The following is a 23,810-nucleotide window of genomic DNA, read 5'->3' as shown; positions in this document are numbered from 1 at the left end:
CGGTCAGTGGCAGGGGAAGGCGTTCGAATGGCGCACGTCGTGCGCCGCATTGTGAACGACGTCGATGTGCGAGAAGCCGACCATGCCGATGACGAAAACGCCAAGCACCATGGCCATCAGGGCCTGCGAAAGCCGCCCGACCTGTCCGGCTGCGACCGGCAGATGCGTTACCTGGGATTGGCTCATGACTGTTCTCCACATCCGATTTGAGCGTCTTCTATCAGCTTCCGGGCGATGTCGCGACTAGTAAGATGCAGGCTGGTACCCGCCGGAATGCCCTTTCGAGCGATCTTGGCCGCGGCCGCCGCCCGAAACGCATCCTCGAAGCGCAGGAAATAGCGCAAGCAGTCCTTTGGCGAGGGTTCGGCGCCGAGCAGCGTCCGCAGCGCGCCCCGATGCACGGCGCAAATCGCGCCGTGTCCTTTGACGGGAAAAACCAGGGACGCGATGTCGTCGCGCCAGTGCGCCTCGTCGTTCAAGTCGAGATCGGGCGTCCCCGCCCCAGCGGATTGAGGAGGCGGACGATTTCGCAGGCGGCAACGAGGCCGATCAGCCATGCGGCGCTCCGCAGCCCGATCCGTGCCACGATTTCGAAGGTGAAGGCGCCTTGACCGCCCAGGGACGGCGTGGCGGCGAAAAGCGCGAATTCGTATGCGGCGTAGGCGCAGACGAACGCAAGCGCCAGGACCAGAGCCGTGCGGTTTTGCGGGAGCGCGCCGAGAGCGAGCGACGAGGCGGCGGTCGCCGCCAGCGCGGCGGCCCCGATGACAAAGCCCCAGGCGATCGTGCTCGCGTCCACCGGATAGTGCAGTACGCCAAATCCGATCGTCTGATTGACCAGCCACGCGCCGGTCACGACGAGCAGAGCCGGACCCAGCCGCAGCGATGCCGCGGCGACAACCGCAAATGCCGCGAACGGCGTCGCGCAGGCGAATGCGAAGCTTGCAAGCGCGCAGGACACCATCAGAAGCGCAAAGCAGAACATGGCGGCGTAGCGCTGCTCAACCGGATGCAGACGGATACGGTCCGCATTGGGCGGCAGAAGGTTGAAAGCCATTGGGAAGGTCTCCTTTTCGTCAATTCTAGCTGGATTTGCCGGCAGGCAATAGTTTTTTGGGGGTCAGTGCAGGGCTTCCATGGGGTTTTCGGGCTCGGACAGGTCGATCCGATCATAGGCCGCGAGCCACTCAACCAAGGTCGAGGACAGCGGCCCGGTGGCAGCCAGTTGCCGGAGCGCAACCCGAACGGTCGCGCGACTGGCGCGATCGTTCCTAAAAGCCAACGCATTCGGGCCTCGGCATGCCAACACAGCCCTCACGACCTCTCGCTTGAGCGCCGCAGTGGCCGGCTCGCCGTATCGCTCGAGCAACGCCTGGAATGCAGCCTGATGTTGGGGCTGAAGCTCCCGTTTCCGGCCAAGCTGATCTCGGAGCGGATGTGCGGGATAGAGATGAGCGCAGGGAACCCAGCCATCGGGAAGTGGCTCGGTTGCCGCATGAGTTCGGTTATGGGCCAGCAGCTTGGGCAAGACATGTGTGTGCGGTCCATCGGGGCTTCGGCCGCCCGGCGGCGGGATCGGCTGAAACACCTCGGCTCGCCCGGCCCGGCTGATGAAGACGCGATGCGGATTGGTCGCGAGGATGATCCTCATCGCATCGTTGCCCGGCGCGAATACCGATCGGCCGGTGCGATCTCGAAGCGCTGAAATCACATCCCCGTCATCCACGCGGATGCAGGCGTCGATCTGCAGCGTGCCGAGGCCGAGATCGAACAGCACGCCGCCGCGATCCCGGCTTCGCAGCGCCTGGTCGTCGGCGCCGATCTCGGTCAGTGTCGTGCGTCCATGCATCGCGCACGCATCCTCTGGAAGGCACAACGCGACGCGATGGCTCCAGCTCTCGCTGGTCGGCGATTCCGAAGCGATCAGCCGTGGCTTCGGCCGGGACAGGATACGAATTCCGCCCCTGTCCGTGACCACGCTGATCGCTACCTCATCGCGGCGCAGATCGGCCAGCTCGCCGGCATCGCGGGTGAATTCGGCGATCGCTCCGAACGTTCCCACGCTCCAGCCGGCCTCCACGTCGTCGAGCTGACCGGAAAGGAGATCCATGACATCATCGCTTGCCGTCATCCGGCGTCCCTCACCTCTTCGCGTCTTGACGCGTCAGAATGTGGCACCTGCCCTCACCATATAGGTGCGGCCCGGCAGCGGATAGGCGCTGAAGCGGCCGTCGGTGAACGTGCTGGCGATCGCATAGTCATAGTAGAGCGCATTCAGGATGTTGTTCACGCTCAATGACCAGAAGTAACGTTCATATTGGCCGCTGAGCTTGAGGTCGATTGTGCCATTGGCAGGGATCGGCTTCTGGGTTCCGGCCTGGTCGTTGTCCATGCGCTTCTCGCTCCAGAAGCGCGCGGTCGCGTCGAGCACGACGTAGTTCTGCCAGATGTTCCAGGTCACGCCGGCACTGGCGGTGTAGCGCGACACCAGCGGCACGTCGTTGCCGGCCCAGACGCTTTCGCGGAACACGGCTCGCGTTACGGCCATGCCGGAGCGCAGCAGCAGCGCGTCATTGACGCGAACTGACAGGCTCGTCTCCGAGCCGTAACGGCGGGTGGGATCGAGATTGACGTTGTAGAACAGCACGGGATTGAAATGGATCTCATTGGTGAGGTCCATGAGATACAGGCTGCTCTGGAACTGCAGTCCGCCGGCCTTGATGCGTAGGCCGCCCTCGACGTCCTGCGAGGTCTGGGTCTTGAGCTGGAAGGTCTGCGGCAGCGGATTGAAGAAGGGGTCGAACGACGGTCCCGACGACACACGCTCGTCCACGTCAGGCGTGCGGAACGCTCGCGCGCCGCGGCCGAACAGCGTGAACACGTCGTTGAGGCGCTGCTCGACGCCGAGGTGCAACGCATAATTGGTCTCGTTGCTGTTGAGCGGCACTGCGCCGATGTCGGTATTGAATGGCGCGGCCGGATTGAAATTGTCGCGGGCCGACAGATTGAAGTCCTGCAGCCGCGCGCCATAAGAGACATCCGTCATGGGCGTGACGCCCAGCGTGTGCTGGAAATAGCCGGCGACCGTTTGCTGCCTGAGGTCGTAATTGTGCCAGGGCGCCAGCCCCTCCCCGGCGCCGCGGTTCTGCTGGTAGCTCGCGTCGTAATAGTCGATGCCCGTCAGGAGCTGCGACGGCATGCCGAAAGCAAAGCTCTTCACGCTGAGGCGCGGCGTGATCGACCACGTCGTCAGATCGGCATCGACATAGGTCGACGTGAAGAGGGCCGGAACCGGCGTCGGGCTGGAGAAGAAAGCGCTCTGCTGCTTCTTGTCGCGCACGCCGCCGTCCACGATGAGGTCGACGCCATTGACCAGCGTCTTGGTGAAGCCTGCCGTTGCGCTGTAGCCCTGCTGGTTGGCGTAGTTGAATGGCGTGCTGGTCCCCCTTCGCGCCGTGGCGAGTTCGTCCAGTCCGATCGAGGGATCGACGGTGCGGCCGCCCGGGAGCCTCAGTTCCTGGTTATCTCCGGTCACGGTCAGGAAGGCAGTCAGGTCGGGCGTCGAATAGTTGAGATTGCCGACGCCATTCTCCTGGGAATAGCGATTGTTGTCGCGGTAGCCGTCGGTCTTGACGACATTGCCATAGAACGAGGTCGACCAGGGACCGGAGCTCAGCGAGGTCGAAACATTGCCGAGCCTGGTATTGAACGAGCCAAAGCCGGCCTCGATGCGCGCGGCAACTGGCGGTCCGCCGACACCGTTCTTGGTGACGATGTTGATCACGCCGCCGATGGCGTTGTCGCCATAGAGCACCGCGCCTGAATTGCCGCGCGTGATCTCGATGCGCTCGATCGAGTTGAGCGGGATGGTGGAGAGATCCACCTGCGCCATGTCGATGTCGTTCAGCCGCCGCCCGTTGATTAACACCAGCGTATTGGCGCTCGCAAAGGCACCGAAGCCGCGCAGGTCGACGGTGGTCTTTGCCGCGATCGGGCCGCCGTAGAGCGTCGTGATCTGGGCGCCCGGCGTCTGCGTCGCGATGATCTCGGCCAATGATTGCGACGGCGAATGTTCGATATCCGCGGCCGTGATGACGGTGGTAGCTGCCCCGACAATGCCGCCGCTGCTCGTGCCTGTCGCATTGCCGGAGGAAGACGCACCCGTCCCAACGCCTCCAGCCGCACGGCCCGGAGCGGTGTTGGTTGGCGCGCGCCGCCGCGTCGTATCACCCTCGCCCGTCGCCCTGGCGCGGGTGCGGTTCTGATCGTCAGGCTTGGTCACCTCGACCGGCGGCAGTTGCTCCGCGGCGGCCTGCTGCGCATGGGCGGTGGAGAGATCGAGCAAAGTGAGGGAAACGGATGCAAGGAGGCCGGCGCTGAGGCGCCTGCCGGCAGAGACAATACGGGACACGGTTTGAACCTCGGTATGACGTCAGTGGCACGTCACAGCGAACGAGGTTTTCGGAGCGATCGATTGCTCCGGTGAAACCAATGTCTGTACTCCCCCGACCGACATCTTCGCATGTGACCACGGCTGACGGCAGGTCTCCTGGCTCGCGGGTCGTTACCTCCACGTCGCCTTCCCGGGACCGAGATTCCCCAGTGGCCTGAGACGAGAGGTTCGCCGCTTACAGTTGCGGGGGCAGCCGCGGCATAGGGGCAATCCCCGCACCGCATTCCCTATTAATCCCCGAAGGGAGCCGTCGATACAACCGTAAGGGTTCGGATTTGATCACGTCAAACAAGTTCACAAGACGATTCTGCGGTTAGTCTTACGGTGTGATTGAAATGCATCACCAGTACTGCACAGAGCGTTTGCAACCACTTTATCGCTGAGAGAGAACAGCAATATTGTTCCTCAAGACCGGGGCTGTCGATCCTGATTTCGCCACTGTGCAATTTGATCGGGACGCGACGAAAGCTCGCGGATCGCCTCGGGTGGATAGAGGAACAGTCCAACCTGCTTTCTGCCTTGGCTGAAATAGGCTCGACCACTTGTCGGTACTCTGCCGTCCTTCGACCAGCGACGCAGCTCGGCGCCGGAGACTGCCAAAATCTCTTCAACCATCTTGGCGGCAAGCGGTTCTTTCTTCAGCCGCTCCAGCTTTCGTTCCACGACACCACATAAATCCAGGATCGAATCCTGGGTCGCCTCGGGGCACTCGATAACAATTCCGGATTTAACTTGCTTCACGAGGCATTTGAATTCGTCACGAAACGTGGATTTGACCAACCTAATTGCCTGGTTTGCCTTGTGAGTGCTGCCAGCGGTTAAATGCTCCGAAGGGATGAAGCCGACAAGATGCGCGGCGACATCAGACGTATCCAGATAGCGGATATGAGCGGCTTCCTCGTGCATGCGTCTCTAGAATTTGGACGCAGCATATGGTGAAAACAGCGACTGTCTCTCGTCAATCATCAGGGAGCGCCCGACAGGGGGAAATGCGCGTTGCGGACAATCGATACGTTCGCACACCTTGCATCCCATGCCAATGGGTACTGCTGACGCAGCGTCGTGAACGTCCAATCCGCGTGAATAGACAAGCTCTCCCGCATGCCTGATGTCGCACCCCAGGGCCACGGCGAAGGTCTTGCTGAGAGACTCATAGCCACCGCTCCTGTGGGAAACGGTCCGTGCGACCCAGAGATAGGCGCGCTCGTCGGGCATCCGGGCAAACTGCGTCACGATGCGGCCGGGAGATGCAAACGCCTCGTAAACGTTCCACAACGGACACGTGCCGCCGATCCGCGAAAAGTGAAAGTCGGTCGCCGACTGACGTTTCGAAATGTTTCCCGCGCGATCCACGCGGATGAAGAAGAACGGCACGCCGCGCGCCGACGGCCGCTGCAACGTGCTCAGGCGATGGCAGATCGTCTCGAAGCCGACCCCGAAGACTTCGCCGAGCATGTCGATGTCGTAGCGTTGCGCCTTCGCCTCGGTCAGAAAACGCCCGTAAGGCATGATCAGCGCGCCAGCGAAATAATTCGCAAGTCCGATGCGCGCGAGCCCGCGCGTCTCCTGATTGGCAAATCCCGCGCCATCAACGAGGGCACCCAGTTCGCGGTCGAGGCCGAGCATCGCGATCTGGGTCGCCAATTGGAAAGCACGCTGCCCGGGCTCAAGCCTGCGCGAGAGATGCAGCATCCTGTTCTGCGGGTCATAGCGGCGATGTACATCGTCAGCCGCGTCACCGGTCAGAACCGTAACGTCGAATTTGGCGCGAAGATGCTCAGCGAGGATGACCGGAGTGACGGCGTCCGACGGCGCAAGTTGCTGCGCCAGACGTTCGGCAGCCTCGTCGAGCTCGACGATGTAGTTGTGGCGCACATAGAAGAAGTCGCGCACCTCTTCGTAGGCTGTCGATGGCAGGATCGCCGTCTCAGCCTGGCGATCCTCTCCAAGCCGTGCAGCGAACGCTGCTCTTTGCTCGATCGCCTGTCGATAGCGGCGATTGATGCTGACGAGCGCCCTCCCCAGCGCCGGCATATTGGTCGCGAGCTCGCGCAACTCAGCGGATGATATCGTCTCCCCGATCTCCGGATCGGACAGCGCTTCCCTTAAATCGGCCACGAGCCGGGCCTCGTCATCCTCCGAAAACAACTGAACGTCGACGCCGAAGGCCGCGTTGAGCTTGAGCAAGACGGCGATGGTGAGAGGCCGTTGGTTGTTTTCGAGCTGATTGAGATAGCTCAGCGAAATTCCGATTGCGGAAGCGAGCGCCTGCTGCGTCAATCTACGCTCTTCGCGCAGGCGCTTCAGGCGCACGCCCATGAATGCCTTCTTCATCCGGTGCTCCATACCGACTTTGCAAACTTTGCAAATTCACAGCCTCAGCTTCGCAAAGCTTCACTTTTTCAGTACTATACGTAAGTTTTGTCTTTGCAGATATTGCGAATAACCGACCCGCCTTGCAAGGGTCATCGGATATCGCTCCATGCAGGCCGCCTTCAAAGCTACCGGACCAAACGAGCCAACACGCTTCGTCGAGATCGTCTTCCCCGAACAGGCCAACCATTACGGAACGCTGTTCGGCGGCAATGCGCTGAGCCTCATGGGCAAGGCCGCGTCTGTCGCGGCCACCCGACGCGCCCGCTGCGCGGTGGTGATGGCGACCTCCGACAAGGTGCAATTCCACGAGCCCGTTCGCGTCGGCGAACTCGTCGAGCTGACTGCTCATGTCGAGCGGGTCGGCCGCTCATCGATGACGGTCGCGGTCGAGGTCATTGCCGAAACGCTGACGACAGGCTCTCGCCGCGTCGCCATGCAGGGGTCGTTCGAAATGGTCGCGGTCGACGCGACTGGAAAACCGACGCCAGTCAATCCGGCCTCTTCCAATCACGCCTGAAGGATATCGATCGTGAAATCGCACAACGTCCGCACCTACAAATCCTCCGAGCATCTGGCGCGGGCGGACCAGCTCGCCTGGAAGATCGCCGAGGTCGCCTCCGATCCCGTCGCGGTCGAGCCTGCCGTGATCGAGATGATCGGCAACCGCATCATCGACAATGCCGCCGTTGCCGCGGCATCCGTCGCGCGTCGTCCCGTTGCCAGCGCGCGGGCACAGGCCGTCTCGAATCCGTTCACGCCTGGCGCGACCGTGTTTGGGCTGCCCCAGGCACAACGCATCTCGCCGGAATGGGCCGCCTGGGCCAACGGTGTTGCGGTTCGTGAGCTCGACTTTCACGACACGTTCCTGGCTGCCGACTATTCGCACCCTGGCGACAACATTCCGCCGATCCTGGCGGTGGCCCAGCACTGCGGCCTCGACGGTGCCGCGCTGATCCGGGGCCTCGCGACCGGCTACGAGATCCAGGTCAATCTGGTGAAGGGCATCTGCCTGCACGAGCACAAGATCGACCATATCGCTCATCTCGGCCCGTCGGCCGCCGCCGGCATCGGCACAGCGCTGGCCTTGCCGATCGAGACGACCTACCAGGCCGTCCAGCAGGCACTGCATGTCACCACCACCACGCGCCAGTCGCGCAAGGGCGAGATCTCGAGCTGGAAAGCCTACGCGCCGGCCTTTGCCGGCAAGATGGCGATCGAAGCCGTGGATCGCGTCATGCGCGGCGAAGGCGCTCCCTCGCCCGCCTGGGAGGGCGAAGATGGCTTCATCGCTTGGCTGCTGTCCGGCCCGAAGGCGCAGTACGTCATTCCCCTGCCCGAGAAAGGCGAGCCGAAGCGCGCCATCCTCGACACCTACACCAAGGAGCATTCGGCGGAGTACCAGAGCCAGGCCCTGATCGACCTCGCCCGGCGCATGGAGCCGAAGATCGGCGATCTCACCAAGATCGAGAGCATCGTGATCCACACCAGCCATCACACCCATTACGTGATCGGCACCGGCGCCAACGATCCGCAGAAGATGGACCCGAAGGCAAGCCGCGAGACGCTGGATCATTCCATCATGTACATCTTCGCCGTCGCCCTCGAAGACGGCGGTTGGCACCACCAGAGTTCCTACGCGCCCGAACGCGCTGCACGGCCGGAGACGATCTCGCTTTGGCACAAGATCTCGACGGTCGAAGATCCCGTCTGGACCCAGCGCTACCACAGCCATGATCCCAAGCAGAAGGCGTTTGGCGGCCGCGTGGTCGTCACGCTCAAGGGCGGCTCGACCGTGAGCGACGAGCTGGCAGTGGCGGATGCGCATCCGCTCGGCGCGCGCCCATTCGCACGGCCGCAATATGTCGCAAAATTCCGCAGCCTCGCCGACGGCGTCATCGCGCCAGCCGAGCAGGATCGCTTCCTCGGCCTGGTCGAACGTCTGCCCGAACTGACGGCCGGCGACCTCTCCGGCCTCACCTTCACGGTCGATTCATCACAGCTCGGCGCGAAGGGATCGACCGGCATCTTCGATTGGTCCAGCCGCTAAGGCGGCGAACGCAAGCTCTCTCGGAATCAAGGGATTGGCATCATGACGAACGAAGTGTCTTCAAAGCCCGCGCCCAAGAAGTCGGTCGCACTCTCAGGCATCGTCGCCGGCAACACCGCGCTCTGCACCGTCGGTCGCACCGGTAACGATTTGCACTATCGCGGCTACGACATTCTCGACGTCGCCGAAACCTGCGAGTTTGAGGAGATCGCCCATCTGCTTGTGCACGGCAGCCTGCCGACACCGGCCGAGCTCGCCGCATACAAAGCCAAGCTGAAGGGCCTGCGGGGCTTGCCAAACGCCGTGAAGGCGGCGCTGGAAGCCCTGCCCGCCGCGGCGCATCCGATGGACGTCATGCGTAGCGGCGTCTCCACACTCGGCTGCGTGCTGCCGGAAGCCCACGACCACAACCATCCCGGCGCCCGCGACATCGCCGATCGCCTGATGGCGTCACTCGGCTCGATGCTGCTCTACTGGCATCATTTCGCCCAGAACGGCCGCCGTGTCGAGGTCGAGACCAACGATGACACCATCGGCGGGCACTTCCTGCATCTCTTGCACGGCCGCAAGCCGTCGGACTCCGATATCCGCGCTATGCACACTTCGCTCAACCTCTACGCGGAGCACGAATTCAACGCTTCGACCTTCACCGCCCGTTCGATCGCCGGCACCGGCGCCGATATGTATTCGGCGATAACGGGGGGAATCGGTGCGCTGCGCGGGCCGAAGCATGGCGGCGCCAACGAGGTCGCCTTCGAGGTGCAGAAGCGCTATGGTGACGTGGACGAAGCCGATGCAGACATCCGCCACCGCGTCGCCGCCAAGGAGGTCGTGATCGGGTTCGGCCACCCCGTCTATACGATCGCCGACCCCCGTAACAAGGTGATCAAGGAGGTCGCGCGCCGCCTGTCGCGCGAGGCCGGTTCGATGAAGATGTTCGAGATCGCCGACCGGATCGAAGCCGTGATGGCGGAAACCAAGAAGATGTTCGCAAATCTCGACTGGTTCAGCGCGGTATCCTATCACATGATGGGCGTGCCGACGGCGATGTTCACGCCGCTGTTCGTTATCGCTCGCACGTCGGGATGGGCTGCACATATCATCGAGCAGCGCATCGACAACAAGATCATCCGCCCGTCGGCGAACTACGTCGGCCCGGAGAATCTGACCTTCGTGCCGCTTGCACAACGCAATGGATCGCGCTCGTCGGTTCGCGCCGCCTGAGGAACAACGGATGCCCTATCTCGTCGCCGCCGATCTGCCGCAAGAGCCCGCTGGTCTTTGCTTCCGCGAGCTCTTGAAGCAGCCCGGCATCCTGAAGCTTCCCGGCGCTCACAACGGCATGGCGGCGCTCCAGGCCAAGGCGGCCGGCTTCGAGGCGTTGTACCTCTCGGGCGCAGCCATGACGGCCTCGATGGGCCTGCCCGATCTCGGCATCATCACCGTGGATGAAGTCGCCTTCTTCATCCGCCAGATCGTCCGCGCATCGGGCCTGCCCCTTCTCGTCGATGCTGACACCGGCTACGGCGAAGCCCTCAACGTCATGCATGCCACGCGCGTGTTCGAGGATGCCGGCGCGGCCGCGCTTCACCTCGAAGACCAGATCCTGCCGAAGAAGTGCGGGCACCTGAATGACAAGAAGATTGCGGATGCAAACGACATGGCGGCAAAGGTTGCTGCCGCCGCGAAGGGCCGCCGCAATCTCGTGATCATCGCCCGCACCGATGCTGCCGCAAGCGAGGGCCTCGACGGCGCGGTTGCGCGTGCCAAGCTCTACATGGAAGCAGGCGCCGATGCGATCTTCCCCGAAGCGCTCAACACCGCCGAGATGTTCCGCGCCTTTGCCCAGCGCATGCCGGGCGTGCCCCTGCTCGCCAACATGACCGAATTCGGCAAGACCCCGTTCTTCACCGCCGCCGAGTTCGAGGCGATGGGCTACGCGATGATAATCTGGCCCGTGTCGTCGCTGCGCGTGGCGAACAAGGCTCAGGCAGAACTTTATGCTGCAATTGCGCGTGATGGCGGCACGCATAAGCTGGTCGACCGCATGCAGACGCGCGCGGAACTCTACGCGACGATCGGATTACACAATTACGAAGCTTTGGATTCTTCGATCGTCCAGACAATCGTTCCGTGCGGTATGCCACAGCGCAAGTGAACGGCGGGAGGTTGACGGAACCCCACCGTTGCAGCTAATCGGAGATGTCGAGGTTCTCCGGGTCCCACTTGATCCGGAGCTAAGAGGGAAGCCGGTGCGCTCCCGGTCCATTCGGACTGATGCAATGCCGGCGCTGCCCCCGCAACTGTAAGCGGTGAGCCCGCATCCAAAAGTGTCACTGAAGCGCATGCTTCGGGAAGGCCAGGATGCAGGCGATGACCCGCGAGCCAGGAGACCTGCCCCGACAACATAATCGTCCACGGGCGGGGTGTCCCGGTGGTACGCCAAGCAGCTGCCGCATCACGGCTGCACTGCCTGCGTCCGCCATGGCCTTTGCCCCCACCACAAGGGGTTAAAGCTATGACTTCTCTTTCACTTCCTGTCGCAACACTCGGCACGCCCCGCATTGGGCCACGCCGCGAACTCAAGCTTGCCCTCGAAGGCTTCTGGGCCGGCAAGATCACCGAGAAACAGCTTCTCGAAACCGCAGCCGGGCTTCGTGCCGCCAACTGGGCGCGCCAGAAATCGCTCGGCGCGACCATCATCCCGTCGAACGATTTCTCGCTCTACGACCAGGTGCTCGACACCAGCGTCATGGTCGGTGCCATCCCCGACGCCTATGGCTGGAAGGGCGGCCCGGTCTCGCTCAAGACCTATTTCGCGATGGCGCGCGGTTCACAGGGCGACACTCACGATGCAAGCTGTGGTCACGCCCATCACGGTCACGGCGCGACTGCGCAGGAAATGACCAAGTGGTTCGACACCAACTACCACTACATGGTCCCGGAATTCCACAAGGGCCAGACCTTCAAGCTCTCCTCGCGCAAGGTGATCGAGGAATACGATGAAGCGAAGGCGCTCGGCTATCAGACCCGCCCGGTGCTGGTCGGTCCCGTCACCTTCCTGAAGCTCGGCAAGAGCCATGACATGGCCGTCGATCCGGTCTCGCTGCTCGACGGCCTGCTGCCGGTCTATGTCGAGGTACTCCAGGAACTGGCTAAGCGCGGCGCAGAATGGGTCCAGATCGATGAGCCGTGCCTGGTTCTCGATCTCAAAGAGACCGAGCAGAACGCGCTGCAGCGTGCCTATGCGCGCTTCGCCAAGGACGTCCCCGGCATCAAGATCATGCTCGCCACCTATTTCGGTGCGATCGGCGACAATCTGTCGACGGCACTCGCACTGCCCGTCGCCGGTTTGCACATCGATCTCATCCGCGCGCCTCAGCAGCTCAGCGAGGTCGAGTCCGGTGCCCGCAAGGACCTCGTGATTTCGCTCGGCGTCATCGACGGCCGCAACGTCTGGCGTTCCAACCTGTCGGCGCTGGTCGAACGGTACAAGCCGGTCATTGCAAAGCTCGGCATGGGCCGTATGCAGATCGCCCCCTGCTGCTCGCTGCTGCATACGCCGATCGATCTCGAGCTCGAGACGGGTCTCGACCCTGATGTGAAGAGCTGGCTTGCCTTCTCCGTGCAGAAGATCGCCGAGCTCTCCACGCTGGCGAAGGCACTCGCGGGTGACACGAGTGTCGCCGCGGACGCTCTTGCCGCCTCCGATGAGGCCGCGAAAGCCCGCCAGACCTCGCCGAAGATCCACGATGCGGCCGTTGCCAAGCGCATGGCGGCAATCGACGACGCCATGCGCCGTCGCACAAGCGCCTTTGCAAACCGCGCAGAGGTTCAGCGCAAGCGCTTCGGCCTGCCCGCATTCCCGACGACGACGATCGGCTCGTTCCCGCAGACCGCTGACGTCCGCAATGCCCGCGCCGCCCATGCCAAGGGTAAGCTGACCGACGCCCAGTACGAGCAGTTCCTCAGGGAGGAAACCGCCCGCACTGTGCGCTGGCAGGAAGAAATCGGCCTCGACGTACTCGTCCACGGCGAGTTCGAGCGCAACGACATGGTGCAGTATTTCGGCGAGCAGCTCTCCGGCTTCGTCTTCACCCAGTACGGCTGGGTGCAGTCCTACGGTTCGCGCTACGTCCGTCCGCCGATCCTGTTCGGCGACGTCTCGCGGCCGAAGCCGATGACAGTCGAATGGTGGTGCTATTCGCAGTCGCTGACCAAGAAGCCGATGAAGGCGATGCTCACGGGTCCCGTCACGATCCTGAACTGGTCGTTCGTCCGCGACGATCTTCCGCGCAGTGAAGCCTGCCGGCAGATCGCGCTCGCGATCCGCGACGAAGTCACTGACCTCGAAAAGGCAGGAGCGACCATGATCCAGATCGACGAAGCCGCGCTTCGCGAGGGTCTGCCGCTGCGTCACTCCGAGTGGAAGACCTATCTCGACTGGGCCGTGGAGAGTTTCCGCATCTGCTCGACCGGCGTTGTCGATGCCACTCAGATCCACACCCACATGTGCTACTCGGAGTTCAACGCCATCATCGACGCGATTGCGGCGATGGACGCCGACGTCATATCGATCGAGACGTCGCGGTCGAAGATGGAGCTGCTAGACGCCTTCACCGGCTTCAAATATCCGAACGACATCGGACCCGGCGTCTACGACATCCACTCGCCGCGAGTCCCGGAGACGGGCGAGATGAAGGATCTCATCACGCTGGCCCGGAAGCGGCTGTCGGACTCGCAGCTCTGGATCAATCCAGATTGCGGCTTGAAGACACGCAAATGGGAGGAAGTCCGTCCGGCGCTCGTCAACATGGTCGCTGCCGCACGCGAGCTCCGAAAGGTGTCGTAACGCTGATGTAACTCTCCCCTCGGCCTCAAATGGAGTCTGCCGATGCGCTTCTGGATCAAATGTACCCGCTTTGACGGCGGTAAGCCCTATCACGTCAATTTCTCGCTGGTCGGCGGGATGTGGCGCGATGGCGACAAGACGATCCTGGAGTTCGTCGGCAGCGGGGCTCAGACGATCGAGGTTCGGGAGACCCCCGAAGAGATCCTCGCGATTCACCTCGGCACGTCGGGGGCGTCCAATCCGTGAACTCCGTTAGAAATGCGGCCGGCACCGATGCAAATCAGGCGCCGGCCGACTTGAGACAAGTGGGGTCACACCCCGATCACTGGTATCCCCTGGCATGGTCGCAAGAGGTGAAGCGCGGACGTGCCTTCGCCTCCTCGTTTGCGGGTGAACCTATCGTCATCGTTCGCACCGAGGCCGGCGATCTGTTCGCGCTGGAAGATCGCTGCGCACATCGGCAGATCCCGCTATCGAAGGGCGTCGTCAAGGATTGCCATCTGCACTGCTGCTATCACGGCTGGAGCTACGACTCCTCAGGCCGCTGCGTCGACGTTCCCTATCTCGGCAAAGATAAGCTTCCGAACGGGGTGCGCGCCTATCCGTGCTGCGAACTGGATGGGGTCGTTCTGGTATGGCCGGGCCGATTGCCAGCCAAGCCGCCGCCTACAACGCTCGGGGCCGCAGCGGATCGCGCCTACAAGACGCGACGGTTCGGACGAGTGGTCAATTGCCACTACACGTTCATGCACGAGAACCTGATGGACATGAACCATCAGTTCCTGCACCGACGGACCACCGGAAAAGTCGGCCCGCGCTATCTCGGCAAGCGATCAGGCAAAGACTGGATGGAGCTGGACTACAGCTTCCGCCGCCCCGGCGAACGCGCTCCGCTTGGTGAGAGCATGATCGTGGGCAGTCTCCGCGCTCCCTCTGCCGCACCGCGCGACCTCATGACGATCCGGACGGACTACCCGCACCAGTCCCTGCGTCTCTGGACCTCAGGTGAGCGTCCGGTCCTGCATGTCTGGCTCGGCTATACGCCTGTCGATGTCGAACAGCGCAAGAACCGGACGTTCATCATGCTCTCCGTCCGGCGTCCGAAGATCCCCGGCGCGCTGGAGATTGTCTGGCCGTTTCTGACCAAATTCACCGACCGGGTCTTTGATGAGGATCGCGAGATCGTCGAGATGGAGCAAGCCGCCTACGACGCGCAGGGCGGAGACTGGAATCGGGAGGTCTTTCCAGCAATCCGGGACCTCAGGGAATTGCTGGCAAGTCAAGGCCAGGCGCGCTTTAGCTAAATGGCATTTTGAGGCTGTTGTGGACGCCGTGGCCGTTCACAGGCGATGGCCGAAATTGCGCGGAGCGCCCTGAAAGCCGCACCATCGAGCATCGCGGACGGCCTTATCTCTGAGAGAATGCGGAAGCAATGGCCCTTAGCGTCAGAACAAAGACGTACAGAACGAGTGAGACAATGGTCACCATTGTCCAGCAAACCATGACGAAGAGCGGATCGTCCGCCCGGCTGAACCGGACACTTCCCGCCAATACGTCATGCACCGTGAAACCTATCCGGATCGAAACGCCAAGATGGATCAACAGGAATGCGAAGGAAAATGGTTCGCTCCTCACGAGAAACATCACAATCACAGGAAAGCAGCAAAGGAGCGGATCGCTCGGCAGCACATGGCCAAAGCGCGCATTCTCGATGATCGCGACTGCGATCAAAATCACGCTTGCCAAGACGAGGGCGCAGATATTCGCGACGAAGGTTGGACACGATCCCGTCAGATTGCTTGTCATTTGAGAAGCCAGAATAGATACTCTTCCAACGATTGACAATGGACGTCGTTGCAACCAAAAAGACGCTCGTTGTGGAACGCGGCTTCCAATTGAGAACTGGATTTGGGAATGCGTTGGTTCTTCTTGGGAGTCCTGCTCCTGGTTTCGACTTCGGCATTCCCTCAATCCGATCGCCGAGACGACGACCCAGCGCCCGTGAATGTTGACGTCGAACTGGTTATCGCCGTCGACGTCTCCAATGGTCTGGACGGCGGCAGGCTCAAGCTTCGGCGTGAAGCATATGCGCAGGCTATCACCTCCACCGAATTCATCGAGGCACTAAAGGCCGGAGTCCACGGGCGGGTGGCCTTCGCGTATTTTGAGTGGTCCGCATTCAATTACCAAAAGGTCGTCGTTCCCTGGCGAATGATCGACGGCCCCGAAGCTGCGGCCGGGATAGCCGCCGATATATTGAAGGCGCCCGCCGTTCTTCAATCTCCAACTTCGATTTCGTCGGCGATCGACTTCGGAATGTCTTTGTTCGAAAAAAGCACTTTTCGAAACCAGAGACGCGTGATGGACATCTCCGGCGAAGGCCCGAATAACAGCGGCGGGCGTGTCTTGGACGCTCGCGATGCGGCACTGGCCGGGGGAATCACTCTGAACGGACTACCCCTCATGGTCGCCGAGCCATCGAGATTGCGGAACGAGGCCCAAGACCTTGATCACTACTATGCGGACTGCGTAACGGGTGGCCCCGGGTCCCTCGTGGTTGCCGTTAGGGATCGCGACAAGATCAAAGACGAGATCCGGACAATGCTCGTCCATGACATTGTGGATCACACGTCCGAGCCCCCGAGCAGCGCTTCTCGCGCGCAATCGTCACAAATCTCATGCTCGATCGGCGAGGACGAATATCAACGTGCTTGGGGTCAACCAGCCGGGCACGTCCCTCCTTTCCGGGGCGTCATGACCACCTACTCGGACGCCCAGGAGCAGCAGTATCTAGCACGCACAAGGGACTGCCTTCGTCGTCGAGTCTGGAGCTCCAAGAACCTCGTTGAGCTCACGGTAAAGATCGATATCAACGGAATGATCGAAGGCGCCCCTCAAATCAAGAACCAATCAAACAGAGCCGAGTACAAGAAGGACGTCGTGGTCGCGCTCAGACAACTTCGGGCCTGCCAGCCATATCTCGTTAGACCACCACGTCGAAACATTAGCTGGTTTCGGGAAGAGTTCAGATTCAGCCCAAATTGACCTATGTTTCACGTGCCGAGCGGTTGCGGATTCAGCCCCTGACCAAGCTCACGCCAAGGGCTTGCCTCAAGCTGACTTCGGCTTCTCGAAGAAACTCACATGGGGGCCGACATGCGCGATGGTTCATGCGCAGTACTCGTCCACCTACAGCTGACGCTGCTCGAAAGCAGTTTACATACCCAGCCATATGCGGCCCGCTTGCTGAGCAGCGGCTCCATCCACCCTTTGGATGCAGCCTCATCTTTGCCCCAACGAGATTATTCTTGATCTCTCGGTGCACACGTCGTGCACACGACGCCCTCTAAACCACTGAAAAACTTGAACTCTCGCTCCAATCCATCATCGGCGCAATACAAAATCGATGCGCTAACGTGTTGATGTTATTTCGCTTTACCATTTCGTCCGGATTAGCTGATTTTGGGCCGACGGTCGATCCGAGCGTTAGAGCAGAATCACTTTTCTTTCGTTTCAAGCCCTTGCTGACCACGGATCCAAGGCTAGCGCTCTGAATTACACCGGCTTGCCAGGCCCGGATGCCCAGGGCCCGGGACGGTTTCCTCGGAGAAACCAGCTCAGGCAGCGGCGGTCGGCAACCCGGTTGACTACTGAGCTTTCCCGGATGCTGCAAGAATAAGGCGATCGGACGACGGCAGGCCGAAGCGTGGTTCGATGCCCAAGATCGGCGCAATTCGGGCGATCACCTTGCCCGCGGTCGGCACCGCATTCCATCCCGATGCGATGAGGCCGTAGGTTTCCTTCAGCGGCTGCGGCTCATCCAGCATGATGAGGACCTGGTAACGGGGATTATCCGCAGGAACGATGCCGGTAAAAGCGGTAAGCACGCGCTTCTTGGCATAATGGCCGTTGATGACTTTCTCCGCTGTGCCGGTTTTGCCGCCAATGTAATAACCATCGACGTTGGCCCTGCGCGCGGAGCCGACCTCGGCATTGAGCCGCATCAGGAACCGCATCTTTTGCGACGTTTCCGGCTTGATTACTTGCTTCGCAAGCCGCATGGCGTCTTCCTCGCTACGCTTGAGGAAGGTCGGCGGAATCAAATAGCCGCCATTCGCCAGCGCACTGACGCCCATCACCGCCTGCAGCGGCGCCACCGCGATGCCGTGCCCGAAGGCGATGGTGATGGTGTTCAGGTCGCTCCAATGCCTTGGTACGATCGGCGACGCGCTCTCTGGCAACTCGGTGCGCAGCCGATCGAGCTGGCCCATCTTGCGCAGAAACGCCTTGTGCGCCTCCACGCCTTGCGAGAGTGCAATGCGGGCTGCGCCGATGTTGGAGGAGTAGTAGAACACCTCCTTCATGCTGATGAAGCGGCCTTTCGGCTCGTCGTCGTGGATGGCGAATTTACCGTAACGTAGCGGCGCCCGCACATCCCACATCGAATTGAGATCTGATTTTCCGGAATCCAGAGCCATCGCGAGCGTGAACGACTTGAAGGTCGAGCCCATCTCATAGACACCGGTGGTCAGGCGGTTGATGCGGTCGGGGTCATGCGCCTCTTTCGGGTTGTTGGGGTCGAAATCCGGCAGCGATATCATGGCAACGATCTCACCCGTCCGCACATTCGTAACGAGACCCGATGCCGCCTTGGCGTGGAACTTCTCTTTTGCCTTTTGCAATTCGTCGCGCAGCGCATGCTCGACGCGGAGATCAACCGACAGCTCCACCGGCTCTTGCAGGCGGTCGGTGGCAAAGCCGGCGCGGTGGAGATCGGCGAGCCCGTTGTTGTCGAGCCATTTTTCCATGCCGGCAATGCCCTGGTTGTCGATGTTGACGAGACCGATGAGGTGGGCGACCTCGTTGCCGGCCGGATAGACGCGCTTGTTCTCACGCAGAAAGCCGATGCCGGGAATGCCGAGCTTGTGAATATCCAGTTGCTGCCGCTGTGTGATCTCGCGCTTGAGCCAGACGAAACCCTTGTGCGACGACAGGCGCTCGCGCACCTCGACCTCATCGAGATCGGGCACGGTGGCGGTGAGAAGCTCAATCGCCTCGTCCTTGTCGATGATGCGGCGCGGCTCGCCGAACAGGCTCGGCGCCTTGACGTCGGTGGCCAAGACCTCGTCGTTGCGGTCGACGATGTCGGGACGCGCGGTCGCAACCACGTCTTGCGCCGCGGCGCGCCGCCCGCCATGAGCATCGGAGCCGATCGCGAACATCACGAGCCGGCCGCCGATCAGCGCGTAGACCCCGGCAAAGGCGAGGATCACGAGGCCGACACGCGCGCGCGCCTTCGCGGCGCGATCGACATTCCGTCCATACAGCAGACTGCGGATCAGCGGCCGCCACTGGGGCTCGGCAGGTTTGACCGGAGTCGTAGCGCTCATTGCGTGTCCTCGAGCGAGACGCAGAGCCCGGCGCCGTGTCGGACCCATTCATGGCTTCGATGGGTTGATCATGAATCCGACCGGATCGGGTTCGCCCGACCTGAAAACGCGCGCGGATGCTCCGATTGCAGGTATCGCGAGCTCGTGTATATGGCCGTTCCGGCGCTATTCCCATTCTGCTGCTGGCTTGCGAACAGGATTGGGTAAAATTGTAATTAAGAGAATGCTAACGCCGGGGTTGATCCAATTGTGGATGTCTGACGTCGCAGCTTTCCGCAGCGAAATCAGCGCTCGCGATCCAGACTCGATTGATCCGAACCGGCCATCGCCCAGCTCGATCGCACGAAATCGTAGCCTTCGCGATAGATCGTGTCCGAGCTGCCGGCGAACTCGCGCCAGACCCGCGTCTTGGCGGCGAATTGGGGCGAGTTTCTTCCAAATGCCTCGATCGTCAGCCATCCATCGAAGCCTGCTCGCCACAGCTCACGGAAGGTGGCTTTCCACGGGACATGTCCACGCCCGGGAACGCCGCGATCATTTTCCGAGATGTGCACGTGCTCGATATATCTTTTCGATGGCGCGATGGTCGCCGGCGGATCAAGTTCCTCGATGTTGGCGTGAAACGTATCGTACATTCCGGTGACGGCCGGATGCGCGACGCGGTCGAGATAGGATACAAGCTGCGACATCGTGTTCAAGAAATGCGCCTCGAAGCGATTCATCGCCTCGATTGCGACACGAACGCCTCGCCTGGCAGCAAGATCGCCCACGGAACGATGAAAGTCGCACCCACGTTCGAATTCGACTTCGCTGGGCGGCTCTCCCGTGAACTCCCCTAGCGTCTGGTGGACTGGGCCAACGACAAGTTGGCTGCCGAGTGCAGCCGAGCAGTCCAGAACCCAATCGAGATGGGCGATCCCACCGCGCCGCTCCTCGGTGCTGTCCGAGAGCGGATTGCTTCCATGCGGCAGCACTGTCACCGTCGTGCGTTGAAGGCCAATGTCGTCGAGCAGCGCGCCGAGCGCACGGTATTCCTCCAACCGCCCGGAAATGACGGGAATTTCCACACCATCATAGCCGACTTGCTTGAGCGATTCAAAAATGGAGCGTTGCGCTGGCGAACTCGACGTTCCCCAAAGAAACATGTTGAAGCCGATCTTCAAGACGCTCCTCCTCCAACAGATGCGATGCGCGGTGCGCGTCGTGATTGATCTCATGCGACGTCGTTCGATTGCTCGCCAAGCGATCCCCACGCGGAAGCACCGTCATGACGTTCCATCCTCGGCGACCGCCACGACGAGCCGACGCGAAAGCGGGAAGGCTTGCCAGCCAAAGCGGTCGGCGACGTAGCCCCACAAACCCTTGGGTGCTCGGAGCATGATGGCGATGCCGATGACGCTGAGAATGATCAGGTAGATGCTTCCGAGATCGGCGAGAAACTCACGTAAGCCGAGGTAGATGATCGCACCGACGATGGGGCCCTCCACACGCCCGATGCCGCCGATCACGGTGATGAAGATCACGTTGACGGTCCAATCGTTCAGGCTGAAGCCCGAGACCGGCGTGATCGTCAGGCGCTGAAGGAAGATCATGGCCCCGATCATCGCGGTGCCGGCGGCGGCCAGCACGAACACCACGAGGCGCGTGCGACCGACATCGATGCCATTCGATCTCGCGGCCACCTCGTTGTCGCGGATCGCTTGCAGCGCCAAACCCCACCGGCTTCGCAGCAGCAGGATGATCGCTCCGAGAACCGCAATCGCGAGCGCCAGGAAAGTCCAATAGACCAGATATTCCCGCCCAGCCCGCGTCGTCGCTATCGATTTGACGATCGCCGCCGGCAAGCTGATACCGGAGCCACCGCCAACCGCATCGATCTGCAGGAACACCTGCTGCAAGACGTCGGCGATCACCCACGAGCCGATGGTGAAGTAGGCGCCACGCAGCCGAAACAGCAGGAGAGCAACCGGAATAGCGAACGAACCGGCGAGGATGCCGGCCAGTGGCACGCCCAGCAGAGGATTGAGACCGAGCCAGAGCGAGCCGAGAAACAGCGTGTAACCACCGAGACCGACAAAGGCCTGCTGTCCAATCGAAACCAGGCCCGCATAGCCGGCCAGCAAGTTCCAAAGGCTGGCGAGCGCCACATAAGAGAACACCTCGGTGAGCGTGCGAAGGGTCGCACGGTCTCCCCAATAAGGCGCCGCGATCAGCGCCAGGACAGCGATCGCGAACGCGGTCACACCGACCCGGCTCGACCTGTCTGCGTGCAAAACGCGATAGTCCGCCCTCCTGGTCATCGCATCCATCAGCGTATCCTGGGAAAGAGGCCTTCCGGCCTGAATAGCAGAACGGCAAAGAGAGCAACGTGCCCGGCAATGACAGGGAATCCGAGGTTGATATGGGCACCGATCGATTGGGCGAGGCCAAGAACGACGCCGCCCGCAAGCGTGCCCCACAAGCTGCCGAGGCCTCCGATCACGATGGCCTCGAAACCGTAGATCAGGAGGGACGGACCGACGAAAGGATTGAAGCTCTTGACGACGCCGATGAAGATGGCTGCGACGGCAACGACTGCAAGCGAAAGCGCCATTGCCAAAGCGAAGACGTGTCTCGTCTCGATTCCCATCAGTTGCGCCACATCCTGGTCGTCCGAAGTGGCGCGGAACGATCGTCCGATCTTCGTCTTGTAGAACACGATCTGCAATGCGCCGATCACCGCGACTGCGGCCGCGAACTGCAGGATCGGCAGGACTCCCACCTGGAAACCATCCACCAGCTTCCAACTCGCCACTTCCAGCGAACCGCCGTTGAGCTTGCGGCTATCGGCCGTGAAGGCCATCAACAACACGTTTTGAATGATGACCGAGATACCGAGCGTCACCAAGAGCGGCGGCAGATCATCTCCGAGAGTCCAATTCAGGAGTCCGCGCTGAAGCACATAGCCGAACATGGCCGCCAATGGGACGACGATAATGAGTGATTGGAACGGACCGATGCCGAAAAACTGAACGCCGAAATAGGCCATGTAAGCCACGGCAATGATGAGATCGCCATGAGCGATATTGACGAGGCGCATCACTCCGAAGATCAGCGAGAGTCCCGCAGCAAATAGCGCGTAGAGCCCTCCAAGCAGCACGCCTTGCACGACAGCATTGATCCAATCCATCCCGGTCAGACTCCAAAATATGCCGCACGCAACTGTTCGCGAGAAAGCGCGTCCGATCGGCCTTCCAGCGATATCCGCCCCTCATGAAGACAGTAGAGATAGCTCGTCGCCTGCACGGCTTGCATCACATCCTGTTCGACGATGACGACCGCCGTCCCCTCGGACGCGATCGACGGCAACCTCGCAAAAAGATCGCGCACCACGATCGGCGCGAGGCCGAGGCTGAGTTCGTCGCAAAGCAGGAGGCGCGGATTCGACATGAGGGCGCGGCCGATCGCGACCATCTGCTGTTGTCCGCCCGAGAGCGACGTGCTGCGGGCGTGTTTCCGCTCTTCAAGAACGGGAAAAAGTTCGAATACGTGTCGCAAGGACCATGGACCCGGCCGGCCCAACTGCCCGCCGACCTGAAGATTTTCGAGGACGGTCAGAGACGGAAACAGCCGCCGCCCCTCCGGAACCAGCGCGATGCCGCGTGCAACGAGGCTGGGTGCGCGCATGCCCCCGATCGCCTCACCGTCGAAACGGATCATGTCTGATTCTGCAGGCATGAGTCCCGCGATTGTCTTGAGTAACGTGCTCTTGCCGGCACCGTTGGCACCGATCACCGCGACGACATGGCCGGCTTCGACCGACATGCTGATGCCGAACAGGGCCTGGAATTCGCCGTAGCGCGCAACAAGGCGATCGATTTCGAGTAGCTTCATTCCGGCCTCAGGTCGCTCTGGTGCTCTGCTGTTCATTCGTTTGCCGGAATACCCATGTAGATTTCCGTCACTTTTGGATCACGAATGACGGTACGCGGATTGCCATCTGCGATCAGCGTTCCTCCCGCCAGAACAACAATACGATCGACCGCGGCAATGAGCGCATGGACGATATGCTCGATCCAAATTATCGAGACACCCGTCGTACGTATGCGATTGATCAGGGCGACGAGACTCTCGCACTCGACTTCGCTCAATCCTCCGGCAACTTCGTCGAGCAGAAGCAGGCGCGGCTCGGTGGCGAGCGCTCTTGCGAGTTCCAGCCGCTTTCTATCGAGCAGGGTGAGAGAACTGGCGCGCAGATTGGCCTTGTCTGAGAGTTCGCACGCCTCAAGCACCCCAGCACATTTGCGATAGACGTCGCGCTCGCGTTGTCCCCGCGCGAAGGCTGCTGCGACGACGAGATTCTCGAAGACCGTCATGCCGCCGAAGGGCTGCGGCACCTGGAATGACCGCGCCATGCCCATCCGGCAACGATCCGATGCGGAGAGGCGCGTCACATCACTTCCCCGAAATACCACCCTGCCCCGGCTGGGCGCAATCGTGCCCGCGATGATCCCGAATAATGTCGTCTTGCCCGCGCCGTTCGGCCCGAGCATGCCGAGAGCCTCCCCTTCGCTCAGCACCAGATCGAGGTCGGTCGCAACGACCACGGCCCCGAAGCTCTTCGACACGCAGTCCAGATTCAGGATAGCACTCACTTGACGCTCCGGTCGCGGGGCCGCCATCTCTGGCGGCCATGTTCAGGATCCAAGCATG

22 protein-coding genes and 2 riboswitches are annotated in these 23,810 nt (G+C 61.6%); of the genes, 8 read left to right on the top strand and 14 right to left on the bottom strand.

Annotated features, from left to right (window positions below; translation table 11 throughout):
• Positions 1–3 precede the first annotated feature (3 nt).
• The 7 genes from ACV1FX_RS01765 to ACV1FX_RS01735 form a co-directional block, all read right to left on the bottom strand.
• Positions 4–186, bottom strand: coding sequence for a CbtB domain-containing protein (locus ACV1FX_RS01765; protein WP_057741343.1), 183 nt, complete (start codon positions 184–186; stop codon positions 4–6).
• On the bottom strand, positions 183–479 hold the full coding sequence (locus tag ACV1FX_RS01760; protein ID WP_473115807.1) for a hypothetical protein: 297 nt from the start codon (positions 477–479) through the stop codon (positions 183–185). Before ACV1FX_RS01760 ends, ACV1FX_RS01765 begins: the two co-directional genes overlap by 4 nt.
• A complete protein-coding gene (locus ACV1FX_RS01755) occupies positions 476–1,057 on the bottom strand; it encodes a hypothetical protein (protein ID WP_473115806.1) in 582 nt (193 codons plus the stop codon). Before ACV1FX_RS01755 ends, ACV1FX_RS01760 begins: the two co-directional genes overlap by 4 nt.
• A gap of 63 nt (positions 1,058–1,120) precedes the next feature.
• Complete coding sequence (locus ACV1FX_RS01750) at positions 1,121–2,131, bottom strand: DUF6925 family protein (RefSeq protein ID WP_473115805.1); 1,011 nt, start codon at positions 2,129–2,131, stop codon at positions 1,121–1,123.
• 33 nt (positions 2,132–2,164) lie between these two features.
• Positions 2,165–4,411, bottom strand: coding sequence for a TonB-dependent receptor (locus ACV1FX_RS01745; RefSeq protein ID WP_473115804.1), 2,247 nt, complete (start codon positions 4,409–4,411; stop codon positions 2,165–2,167).
• Positions 4,412–4,522: 111 nt separating this feature from the next.
• A riboswitch (cobalamin riboswitch) is annotated at positions 4,523–4,720 on the bottom strand.
• Between the two features lie 138 nt (positions 4,721–4,858).
• Entirely contained in the window at positions 4,859–5,359 is a 501-nt protein-coding gene (locus ACV1FX_RS01740; protein ID WP_473115803.1) for a hypothetical protein, read from the bottom strand.
• Positions 5,360–5,365: 6 nt separating this feature from the next.
• Positions 5,366–6,787, bottom strand: a complete 1,422-nt coding sequence (locus tag ACV1FX_RS01735) for a short-chain fatty acyl-CoA regulator family protein (protein WP_473115802.1) — start codon at positions 6,785–6,787, stop codon at positions 5,366–5,368.
• A gap of 148 nt (positions 6,788–6,935) precedes the next feature.
• Between ACV1FX_RS01735 and ACV1FX_RS01730 the strand changes: the two genes are divergently transcribed.
• The 7 genes from ACV1FX_RS01730 to ACV1FX_RS01700 all read left to right on the top strand — a co-directional run bounded on the left by ACV1FX_RS01730 (position 6,936) and on the right by ACV1FX_RS01700 (position 15,032).
• The gene (locus ACV1FX_RS01730; RefSeq protein ID WP_473115801.1) at positions 6,936–7,346 is read left to right on the top strand and encodes an acyl-CoA thioesterase; all 411 of its coding nucleotides are present in this window, start codon (positions 6,936–6,938) and stop codon (positions 7,344–7,346) included.
• Positions 7,347–7,358: 12 nt separating this feature from the next.
• Entirely contained in the window at positions 7,359–8,876 is a 1,518-nt protein-coding gene (locus tag ACV1FX_RS01725) for an MmgE/PrpD family protein (protein ID WP_473115800.1), read from the top strand.
• Positions 8,877–8,918: 42 nt separating this feature from the next.
• Positions 8,919–10,100: a bifunctional 2-methylcitrate synthase/citrate synthase gene (prpC, locus tag ACV1FX_RS01720; protein WP_473115799.1), complete on the top strand. Its 1,182-nt coding sequence runs from the start codon at positions 8,919–8,921 to the stop codon at positions 10,098–10,100.
• A 10-nt stretch (positions 10,101–10,110) separates the two neighbouring features.
• Positions 10,111–11,034 (top strand): methylisocitrate lyase, encoded by a 924-nt coding sequence (gene prpB, locus ACV1FX_RS01715; RefSeq protein ID WP_473115798.1) that lies wholly within the window; start codon positions 10,111–10,113, stop codon positions 11,032–11,034.
• A 33-nt stretch (positions 11,035–11,067) separates the two neighbouring features.
• A riboswitch (cobalamin riboswitch) is annotated at positions 11,068–11,292 on the top strand.
• Between the two features lie 102 nt (positions 11,293–11,394).
• On the top strand, positions 11,395–13,728 hold the full coding sequence (gene metE / locus ACV1FX_RS01710; RefSeq protein ID WP_473115797.1) for a 5-methyltetrahydropteroyltriglutamate--homocysteine S-methyltransferase: 2,334 nt from the start codon (positions 11,395–11,397) through the stop codon (positions 13,726–13,728).
• Positions 13,729–13,770: 42 nt separating this feature from the next.
• Positions 13,771–13,974: a hypothetical protein gene (locus ACV1FX_RS01705; protein ID WP_057741368.1), complete on the top strand. Its 204-nt coding sequence runs from the start codon at positions 13,771–13,773 to the stop codon at positions 13,972–13,974.
• Entirely contained in the window at positions 13,971–15,032 is a 1,062-nt protein-coding gene (locus ACV1FX_RS01700; protein WP_473115796.1) for a Rieske 2Fe-2S domain-containing protein, read from the top strand. The genes ACV1FX_RS01705 and ACV1FX_RS01700 overlap by 4 nt, the downstream gene beginning before the upstream one ends.
• 103 nt (positions 15,033–15,135) lie before the next feature.
• Here ACV1FX_RS01700 and ACV1FX_RS01695 read toward each other — a convergent pair whose 3' ends face one another.
• Positions 15,136–15,534: a hypothetical protein gene (locus tag ACV1FX_RS01695; protein ID WP_473115795.1), complete on the bottom strand. Its 399-nt coding sequence runs from the start codon at positions 15,532–15,534 to the stop codon at positions 15,136–15,138.
• A gap of 108 nt (positions 15,535–15,642) precedes the next feature.
• On the opposite strand from ACV1FX_RS01695, the gene ACV1FX_RS01690 reads away from it, so the two are divergent.
• The gene (locus ACV1FX_RS01690) at positions 15,643–16,773 is read left to right on the top strand and encodes a DUF1194 domain-containing protein (protein ID WP_473115794.1); all 1,131 of its coding nucleotides are present in this window, start codon (positions 15,643–15,645) and stop codon (positions 16,771–16,773) included.
• 602 nt (positions 16,774–17,375) lie between these two features.
• On the opposite strand, the gene ACV1FX_RS01685 is transcribed toward ACV1FX_RS01690, so the two are convergent.
• From ACV1FX_RS01685 to ACV1FX_RS01660, 6 genes are all read right to left on the bottom strand, one after another.
• Positions 17,376–19,118, bottom strand: a complete 1,743-nt coding sequence (locus tag ACV1FX_RS01685) for a peptidoglycan D,D-transpeptidase FtsI family protein (RefSeq protein ID WP_473115793.1) — start codon at positions 19,116–19,118, stop codon at positions 17,376–17,378.
• A 284-nt stretch (positions 19,119–19,402) separates the two neighbouring features.
• Positions 19,403–20,281 (bottom strand): sugar phosphate isomerase/epimerase family protein, encoded by an 879-nt coding sequence (locus ACV1FX_RS01680; protein WP_473115792.1) that lies wholly within the window; start codon positions 20,279–20,281, stop codon positions 19,403–19,405.
• A 102-nt stretch (positions 20,282–20,383) separates the two neighbouring features.
• A complete protein-coding gene (locus ACV1FX_RS01675) occupies positions 20,384–21,427 on the bottom strand; it encodes a branched-chain amino acid ABC transporter permease (protein WP_473115791.1) in 1,044 nt (347 codons plus the stop codon).
• Positions 21,427–22,287, bottom strand: coding sequence for a branched-chain amino acid ABC transporter permease (locus tag ACV1FX_RS01670; protein ID WP_473115790.1), 861 nt, complete (start codon positions 22,285–22,287; stop codon positions 21,427–21,429). Before ACV1FX_RS01670 ends, ACV1FX_RS01675 begins: the two co-directional genes overlap by 1 nt.
• A gap of 5 nt (positions 22,288–22,292) precedes the next feature.
• Positions 22,293–22,991, bottom strand: a complete 699-nt coding sequence (locus ACV1FX_RS01665) for an ABC transporter ATP-binding protein (protein WP_473115789.1) — start codon at positions 22,989–22,991, stop codon at positions 22,293–22,295.
• Between the two features lie 32 nt (positions 22,992–23,023).
• Complete coding sequence (locus tag ACV1FX_RS01660) at positions 23,024–23,779, bottom strand: ABC transporter ATP-binding protein (RefSeq protein WP_473115788.1); 756 nt, start codon at positions 23,777–23,779, stop codon at positions 23,024–23,026.
• Positions 23,780–23,810 lie beyond the last annotated feature (31 nt).

It is taken from the genome of Bradyrhizobium ingae (assembly GCF_055791185.1).
Note: the sequence above shows the minus strand (reverse complement) of the source record. Positions and strands in the feature narration are given on the sequence as shown.

Bases quoted from the DNA above. Each gene is read 5' to 3' on its own strand.
- ACV1FX_RS01765 (WP_057741343.1), bottom strand. From the start codon at position 186: ATGAGCCAATCCCAGGTAACGCATCTGCCGGTCGCAGCCGGACAGGTC.
- ACV1FX_RS01755 (WP_473115806.1), bottom strand. From the start codon at position 1,057: ATGGCTTTCAACCTTCTGCCGCCCAATGCGGACCGTATCCGTCTGCAT.
- ACV1FX_RS01750 (WP_473115805.1), bottom strand. From the start codon at position 2,131: ATGACGGCAAGCGATGATGTCATGGATCTCCTTTCCGGTCAGCTCGAC.
- ACV1FX_RS01740 (WP_473115803.1), bottom strand. From the start codon at position 5,359: ATGCACGAGGAAGCCGCTCATATCCGCTATCTGGATACGTCTGATGTC.
- ACV1FX_RS01735 (WP_473115802.1), bottom strand. From the start codon at position 6,787: ATGAAGAAGGCATTCATGGGCGTGCGCCTGAAGCGCCTGCGCGAAGAG.
- ACV1FX_RS01730 (WP_473115801.1), top strand. From the start codon at position 6,936: ATGCAGGCCGCCTTCAAAGCTACCGGACCAAACGAGCCAACACGCTTC.
- prpC (WP_473115799.1), top strand. From the start codon at position 8,919: ATGACGAACGAAGTGTCTTCAAAGCCCGCGCCCAAGAAGTCGGTCGCA.
- prpB (WP_473115798.1), top strand. From the start codon at position 10,111: ATGCCCTATCTCGTCGCCGCCGATCTGCCGCAAGAGCCCGCTGGTCTT.
- metE (WP_473115797.1), top strand. From the start codon at position 11,395: ATGACTTCTCTTTCACTTCCTGTCGCAACACTCGGCACGCCCCGCATT.
- ACV1FX_RS01705 (WP_057741368.1), top strand. From the start codon at position 13,771: ATGCGCTTCTGGATCAAATGTACCCGCTTTGACGGCGGTAAGCCCTAT.
- ACV1FX_RS01695 (WP_473115795.1), bottom strand. From the start codon at position 15,534: ATGACAAGCAATCTGACGGGATCGTGTCCAACCTTCGTCGCGAATATC.
- ACV1FX_RS01690 (WP_473115794.1), top strand. From the start codon at position 15,643: ATGCGTTGGTTCTTCTTGGGAGTCCTGCTCCTGGTTTCGACTTCGGCA.
- ACV1FX_RS01685 (WP_473115793.1), bottom strand. From the start codon at position 19,118: ATGAGCGCTACGACTCCGGTCAAACCTGCCGAGCCCCAGTGGCGGCCG.
- ACV1FX_RS01675 (WP_473115791.1), bottom strand. From the start codon at position 21,427: ATGGATGCGATGACCAGGAGGGCGGACTATCGCGTTTTGCACGCAGAC.
- ACV1FX_RS01670 (WP_473115790.1), bottom strand. From the start codon at position 22,287: ATGGATTGGATCAATGCTGTCGTGCAAGGCGTGCTGCTTGGAGGGCTC.
- ACV1FX_RS01665 (WP_473115789.1), bottom strand. From the start codon at position 22,991: ATGAAGCTACTCGAAATCGATCGCCTTGTTGCGCGCTACGGCGAATTC.
- ACV1FX_RS01660 (WP_473115788.1), bottom strand. From the start codon at position 23,779: ATGGCGGCCCCGCGACCGGAGCGTCAAGTGAGTGCTATCCTGAATCTG.